We start from the raw sequence: 6,838 nt of genomic DNA, 5'->3' as shown, positions 1-6,838 counted from the left end.
AGCGGTTCGGCTTTTTGGGGTTTATTTTTAAAACTTTGATAAAAGTTCATCTTGTTCGTCTGGTTTGTCATAGGCATCAGCTTCTGTTAAATGTCCATCTTGGTCGCTTATTCTTGTAAGCTTTTTTCCTTGCCTAAATACCAATTGAAGTCCGTGTTCTTGTTCCCAATCGCATTCACAAGCAATGAAAACATAAATGTCTTGGTCATTGTAAGGTCGTCTTGTTACATAAATTTCGCTCGGTTGTATAAAGTTCCAAATTTCGTTTTTGTTATTTATTTGTCTTAATGGCTCGTAATCTTCGTCATATTCTACTGCTTCCAAAAAGTCCATACAGTTTTTGTACGCTAATTCTGAAATTGAATTTCGGTCATCTGTTTTTAGTGCAAGAAAATTTCTCAAAGCTTGGTCAGCTTCTTTAATAAAAGTCTTATCGTGTTCAGGTTCAAAATCCATAAAAGTTATCGTCAATTTCTCATTGTCAAAAAACGGAATGGATATTTCTTCACTTTTCCACCAATCGGGGAAATTGTCATCTTGTTTTAGTTGTCCAATTATTTGGGATATAATTTCTTTTTTCATTTTTGTCGGTGTCGTCTTTTAAGCTGACCGCTAACGGTCTCGGCTATGAGTAGTTGCGTGGTTTAGCACGAAACTTTGCAAATACACACCAAACTGAAAATCCGCGAGGATTTTCAGAAGTAGGTGAGAACAAGCAATTACTTATAGCCATTGTTGGCGGTTCGGGTTTTCTCAATCTTATTAATGTCAAAAATTTTCATTCATTTACGATAAGAGTAATGTCAAGTATCATCATTGTCGCAGGTCCGTCTGGTGTAATTATATTTTGAACTTTACGAAAGCCTACTTTTTCATAACAATTAACTGCTCTATGATTATCAGGTCTTGGGTCAACCCGTACTTCTGTAATGTTAATTTGTTTTGTCAGAAAATGAATAAATTGAGTTATCATCAGCGTTCCATAACCTTTACCTAATAATTTGTTGTCAGCAATAAATTGGTCAATTCCAATGACACCTTGTCCAGGTTCATCTGGCCACCAATTTGGGTCGCCCTCCGATGCATAGTAATATTGAATATATCCAAAAGGTTTTTTATCAAGATAGATTATATAGGGTCTTGCGGAATCATTACCTAAAATTCTTGGTAGATATTTATCCCGAACCTTCTCAAGTGTTATTTCTTCTGAATTCCACCATTCTTGTAAGTGTGGATAGTTAAGCCACTTTGTTAATATTGGCAGTTGTGTTTCATTTAGTGGTTTGAATTCGAAGGTTATTTCTTTCACATTTATGATATATTAAATATTTATTCCGACCAGAAAGTTTTTGTTGTCCTTACCTGACCGCTAACACTCAAATATATGAATATTTATGAATCAAGCATCATAAAATCGTAATTTTTTTTGAATCTTTATTAAGTATTTGTATATTAATATTTTATAGCTATATTTGGATTGCGTATTTTAAATTATTGGCGGCGGATAACATCCAACGCCATCTGATTTTAGCTTTTTTTAATATATAAAAAATACGCAGTGGTGGTATGGATTTTTCAGACAAAAGATTTCAGTTTTCCTCCGGAACTCACAACGGCTCCAACGTTATTTGGGTGCAGTTTGAAAAAGACCGGCAGCTCATTTCCTTTCTGCGCGAACACACAAAAGCACGGTGGTCCGCCTCACAAAAAAAATGGTATGTTACCGATAACAGGCACTACCGCAAACTTTTTGGGCTGCCCGAGAAAATAACCGGCAAGGCAGTACTCTCCAAAATTCACCTTGTCAATTTGCCGGAGTTCCAGCGTTTCCAGGAACATCTCCTGCTGAAGCGGTACAGTCAAAATACCTTACGCACTTACAGCATAGAATTTGCACAGTTGCTCTACATCCTAAAAAGTTATCCCGTGCAGGAGCTTTCTCCCGAACGTTTGCGGTCTTATTTCCTCTACTGCCACGAAAAACTGAAACTCTCGGAAAGCGAAATCCACAGCCGCATGAATGCCGTAAAGTTTTATTTTGAGCAAGTGCTCCACCGCCAAAAAATGTTTTTCGACATTCCGCGCCCAAAGAAAAAGCTGCTGCTTCCCAAAATGCTCAGCAAAGCTGAAATCAAGAAAATAATAGCTGCCACACTAAATCTCAAACATTCACTTGTTCTGAAAGTGTGTTACGGCATGGGGCTCCGTGTGAGTGAAGTGGTAGCGTTAAAACTTTCCGATATCGACAGTGCGGAAATGCTGGTGCGCATCGAACAGGGGAAAGGTAAAAAAGACCGCATCGCCGTACTTCCCCAAAGCTTACTGCCCGAATTGCGGGAATATTACCTGAGCTACCGCCCAAAGGTTTACCTTTTCGAGGGTAAAGAAGGCGAGGCATATTCTGTACGGTCTGCGCAGGCGGTATTTAGGAAGGCGATGGAAAAGGCAGGCATTCGCAAGAAAGTCGGTATTCACGGATTGCGCCACAGTTTTGCCACTCACTTAATGGAAACAGGAACCGATATCCGCTTTATTCAGGAGCTCCTTGGGCATAATTCCATTAAAACCACCCAAATCTACACGCATGTGACAGACCTTTCAAAGTCCAGGATAAAAAGTCCGCTGGATTCTTTATAATTTTTTTCTAAAACGGCTGTTCTTTCCTGTTTAAAAGTGTTTCTCCATTTTGATATTTGCTCTTTCGTAAACTCCACTTTCAAGTTCAACTTCTTCAAACCCATATTTTCTAAATAAATGAATAGCCGATTGCAACGTTGTGTTTGAGTATAAAATAAGTATCGTTATTTGTTTTTGTTTGGCAATATTTAAGCAATGTTCAATCAATATTGTCCCAATACCGTGTCCCTGTGCTTTGTCGCTGACAGCCAATTTACCTAATTCGTAAACCGTTTCACTTTTCTTTAACAGTGAGGCTGTACCAACAATTTCACCATTGAGTTTAGCATAATAAATATGGCCGCCTTTGTCTATGATATGCTTTTGGGGATCTGAAAGTGATGCAACATCACCTTCTTCTATACGAAAATATTTTTCAAGCCACTCGTAATTCAGTGTCTTAATTGGTTCAGATAACTCTTCTGAAAATTCTATGATATCAACCAAGTTTTTTTTACTCATTTGCCGGACAATTACATTTATAGATTTTTTTAAATCGACTGTTCTTCCCTGCTTACATCACTTCTTCCACAGTATAGATCCAATTTAAAACCAAAAATAAATTGGAGAAATAACAGATTTATTATAGATTTTTCTATTTTTTTAAAGAAATTAATAACTTAAAGATCCGCTGAACTAAAGCTTCGGCAGCTTTAACAACCGCCTAAATCTGTAACTTTGTAAAATTAACTAAAAACGGGTAAACCGCCCAAAAAAGAGACTCTTTCAGAAATCCCCTGTAAATCTCTAAAATCCTTCGCCGATAAACCCATAATGCTGAAAAAAAACTCCCGAAGCTTCCGTTAAATAGGGTATCACTGTTCGTTATTCGCACGCAACAAGAACTTAGCTGTTGAACTAAACCTCCGGTAGCTTTTCCCATTTGCCGTTTTAGTAACTTTGTTTTTATTAACCTTTTAAAAACTCATGAAATGGCTAAAAAAAAAAATCTACGGAGGATTTAAGGACCAACTATATAGCTCCAACAGATAATTGTATTCATGATGGCTCCACAGTTAATACAAAGAGTTTGGATATTGTTATGACGTATTTGGGACATTTTAAAATTTAATAATAAATTGGAAAAGGAAAAATACATATTAGACAATCTTGAACTACGTTCAGAAAACGTGCAGGATATTCTCACGCAGCCGCCACATTGGATGATTCGATGGGGAAACACGGTAATTTTCGTCATTCTCCTGATGGTTCTCTTGATGAGTTATGTAATTAAATATCCTGAGTTTATACCTGCCCCCATAGTCGTAACTTCCAAAAATCCACCTGAAAAACTTGAAGCAAGAACAAATTCTAAAATTGAAAAAATTTTAGTGAAAGATCATCAGTCTGTAAATAAAAATCAAGTCATGATGGTGCTTCAGTCAGCTGCTGATTACAAGGATATTCTAGCTCTAAAAGATATAGTTGATTCAATGTCATCATCACAAGTTCTCTACTTCCCTACTCAACAGGCATCAACCTTCAAACTTGGCGAAATACAGGGAGAATACAATAGTTTTGCAAAAGCATTGCAGGATGAAAAACTTTTTACTCGTCTTAAGCCCTATGCTCCTGAAAATATTGCAGCAAACCAAAGTCTTGGGGAATACAGGGCAAGGATTGCTACATTACAACAGCAGCGGAACTTAGAAGTTACAAAATTTGACCTTACCAAAAAAAATACTTGCGCTCCCAAGAATTGTTCAATCAAGGTGTAATTGCCGCGATGGAACTAGAAAATGAAAAAACAAAATTTCTACAGGCAGAACAAAATTTGAAAAATATCAATATAACATTGTCACAGATGCAGGAAGCGGTTTCAAATCTAAATAAAACCAAAAGCGGTGCATCAATAAATACTGAGAAAGATAAGATTACATACAGCTCCCAAACGCTCCAATTATTTGAACAGCTAAGAAAATCACTGAGACAATGGGAACAAAATTATCTCATTATTTCTTCTACTGAAGGAGTAGTTAGTTTCCAACAATTTTGGGGCGAGAACCAATTTGTAAAACCCGGTGATATTGTGATGTCTGTTCTACCCAATGATAAGGAATTAGTTGTTGGTCGGATGTTGATTCCATCAGTGAATTCCGGTAAAGTTAAACCAAATCAAAAGGTTTTAGTAAAGCTTGATAATTACCGATACCAAGAATATGGAATCGTTGAAGGCAAGGTCCAAAACATTTCTCTTACTCCAGATGATAAAGGGAACTATTATGTTGACGTTTTGCTTCCAAAAGGATTGCGGACTTCTTTTGGGAAAAAGTTGCCATTTGACAGAGAGCTCAAAGGAAGTGCCGAGATTGTCACCGAGGATTTAAGGCTAATTGAAAGGTTTTTCTATCAAATTAGGAAATTGTTGGGGTATCAAGCTTGATGTTTTTTTTAAAAAAATAATTGTTAATGCTAAGATTTCTTACAGAAACGAGGGATTTCCGTGCATTATTAGTGCAAATTCTCAACAAATAAAGTCATCTTTTTCAAAAACCTGCCTGATTTAACCACAGGCAATTTTTCAACCTGCGTAAATTGGGCACATCCCAATCACAAAGCCGCGTAAAAAAGCCCATTTCCAAGAGAATCTTTTTCATTATTTTTAATTCCAAGATTATCTAAACTAAAATCTAAAAAATAACTCTGAAATAATCATCTACAGAATTTTCAGTCCTTCCGATTCTTTTGTTAAATATGCACTCCCAAAGTAACCACCTGCGAAAAATAGACACAAGTTCAAAATCAACCTGGGTAAAATAGACCCACCCTACATTTTCCTAAATGATAAGCATTCTGACAAAAATTTCAATGATAAAAAGACACACCTTCCTTCAAAACCTGCACCAAATAAACTTATCTTTTTCAATAAGTTGGGTAATTTAGCTACAGGTTATCATGCAACCTGCGTAAATCAGCCACATCCTACTCGCAAACGTGGGTAGAAAAGTTACACCTCAATTCTCCCCGTTTTCCATGTTTTTTTCCTTCCAAAGCAACTTTATCATAAAAAACCGCAAAACAACCCTAATATAAGCATTCGAGGAACCTTTTCAGACCTCTAAAAAAATCAGTAAACTTTTGTTGCAAGATGTGTCTTTGTACCCACAAACTTTTCAAGTTTTGGGACAAAGACGGTCTTGCCTTTTTGCAAAAGGGGAAAAAACGGCGGAACTTGTTTTTTTTAATCACCAAATCTGGTTCAAGCATCTAAACTCGTCTAAATTATTCTTTTTTAATCTTCGGAGAATCTAAACTCGTCTAAATTGTTCTTATTTAGCCCACGCCCCATGAACACTATTGTTTTCACGGATTTGATGTCCCAATTTTGCAACAGAAATTTTAATCAAAAAAATGAAAGCAACCCTCTATGTTCTCCTGACACTTTTTGCCATCAACCTCAATGCGCAGGTCGGAATAAACACACAGACACCCGAAACTACTTTTGATGTAGTAGGAAAACCAAACGACACCTCACATCATGACGGGATTATTCCTCCAAGGATAACGGGCGACCAGTTGGCGAACAAGTTTTACACACAGGCAAAAAAAGGTGCGGTTGTATTTGCCACCGCTCCGGCTTCCAATCTTTCGGGGCAGGTCATCAATATTTCAGAATCAGGAATGTATTATTTTGACGGCAACGTATGGCAGAATTTCGCAAAGGAGAAACAGCCTGTCGAATACAGAATTGTACTCACCTTCGATCCCAACAGCACCGCCGCACTGACAGCAACTTCAACTTGGTCCGCCCCTGTAAACTATTCGGGAAATAGCCACGCCTATCTTACCTCCTCAAAATATTACACCATCGGAACCAAAAATTTCGGAGGACTAAAGGGAGCGGTTTTGTTCAGAAAAGTACAGGGAATTGTAAATGTATGGTTTCAGATGTACAGGTCTTCTGATTCCGCACCGATTACGGGAAACGCCTTCATCAGCATTGCGAGCATCTACAGCGACATCGGATACATTCCCAACCAGATTGTCTTACTGCATACGGAAAATTCCACGCAATATTTTCCAGCCCTGCTGGAGAATTACAGCATCCAGATTCCGCAAACCTCCCTAAACGCAATGTCCACATCCTACTACACCTACGGAGAAGTTCAAGGATATTCCAACTGGATCAAGCCTTATCTGCCCTAATTGATGATTCAACAAA

At 37.5% G+C, this 6,838-nt stretch carries 7 protein-coding genes; 4 read left to right on the top strand and 3 right to left on the bottom strand.

Features of this window, described 5'->3' with window-relative positions; all coding sequences use genetic code 11:
• Positions 1 to 27: 27 nt before the first annotated feature.
• Positions 28 to 582 carry a DUF6985 domain-containing protein gene (locus QWT87_RS08620; RefSeq protein ID WP_159109019.1) on the bottom strand — a complete coding sequence of 185 codons (555 nt, stop codon included), beginning with the start codon at positions 580 to 582 and terminating at the stop codon, positions 28 to 30.
• A 196-nt stretch (positions 583 to 778) separates the two neighbouring features.
• On the bottom strand, positions 779 to 1,309 hold the full coding sequence (locus QWT87_RS08615) for an aminoglycoside 6'-N-acetyltransferase AAC(6')-D292 (protein ID WP_058878818.1): 531 nt from the start codon (positions 1,307 to 1,309) through the stop codon (positions 779 to 781).
• Positions 1,310 to 1,566: 257 nt separating this feature from the next.
• Here QWT87_RS08615 and QWT87_RS08610 point away from each other — a divergent pair, with 257 nt between their 5' ends.
• Positions 1,567 to 2,637: a tyrosine-type recombinase/integrase gene (locus tag QWT87_RS08610; RefSeq protein WP_024567409.1), complete on the top strand. Its 1,071-nt coding sequence runs from the start codon at positions 1,567 to 1,569 to the stop codon at positions 2,635 to 2,637.
• Between the two features lie 30 nt (positions 2,638 to 2,667).
• On the opposite strand, the gene QWT87_RS08605 is transcribed toward QWT87_RS08610, so the two are convergent.
• On the bottom strand, positions 2,668 to 3,138 hold the full coding sequence (locus QWT87_RS08605; protein ID WP_024565583.1) for a GNAT family N-acetyltransferase: 471 nt from the start codon (positions 3,136 to 3,138) through the stop codon (positions 2,668 to 2,670).
• Between the two features lie 617 nt (positions 3,139 to 3,755).
• Here QWT87_RS08605 and QWT87_RS08600 point away from each other — a divergent pair.
• The 3 genes from QWT87_RS08600 to QWT87_RS08590 all read left to right on the top strand — a co-directional run bounded on the left by QWT87_RS08600 (position 3,756) and on the right by QWT87_RS08590 (position 6,822).
• Positions 3,756 to 4,394, top strand: coding sequence for an HlyD family secretion protein (locus QWT87_RS08600; protein ID WP_228050502.1), 639 nt, complete (start codon positions 3,756 to 3,758; stop codon positions 4,392 to 4,394).
• An 8-nt stretch (positions 4,395 to 4,402) separates the two neighbouring features.
• Entirely contained in the window at positions 4,403 to 5,059 is a 657-nt protein-coding gene (locus tag QWT87_RS08595; RefSeq protein ID WP_214649542.1) for an HlyD family efflux transporter periplasmic adaptor subunit, read from the top strand.
• 968 nt (positions 5,060 to 6,027) lie between these two features.
• Complete coding sequence (locus QWT87_RS08590; protein WP_024565584.1) at positions 6,028 to 6,822, top strand: hypothetical protein; 795 nt, start codon at positions 6,028 to 6,030, stop codon at positions 6,820 to 6,822.
• Positions 6,823 to 6,838 lie beyond the last annotated feature (16 nt).

Source organism: Chryseobacterium urinae (genome assembly GCF_030518295.1).
In the GTDB taxonomy this organism is placed as follows: Bacteria; Bacteroidota; Bacteroidia; order Flavobacteriales; family Weeksellaceae; genus Chryseobacterium; species Chryseobacterium mucoviscidosis.
Note: the sequence above shows the minus strand (reverse complement) of the source record. Positions and strands in the feature narration are given on the sequence as shown.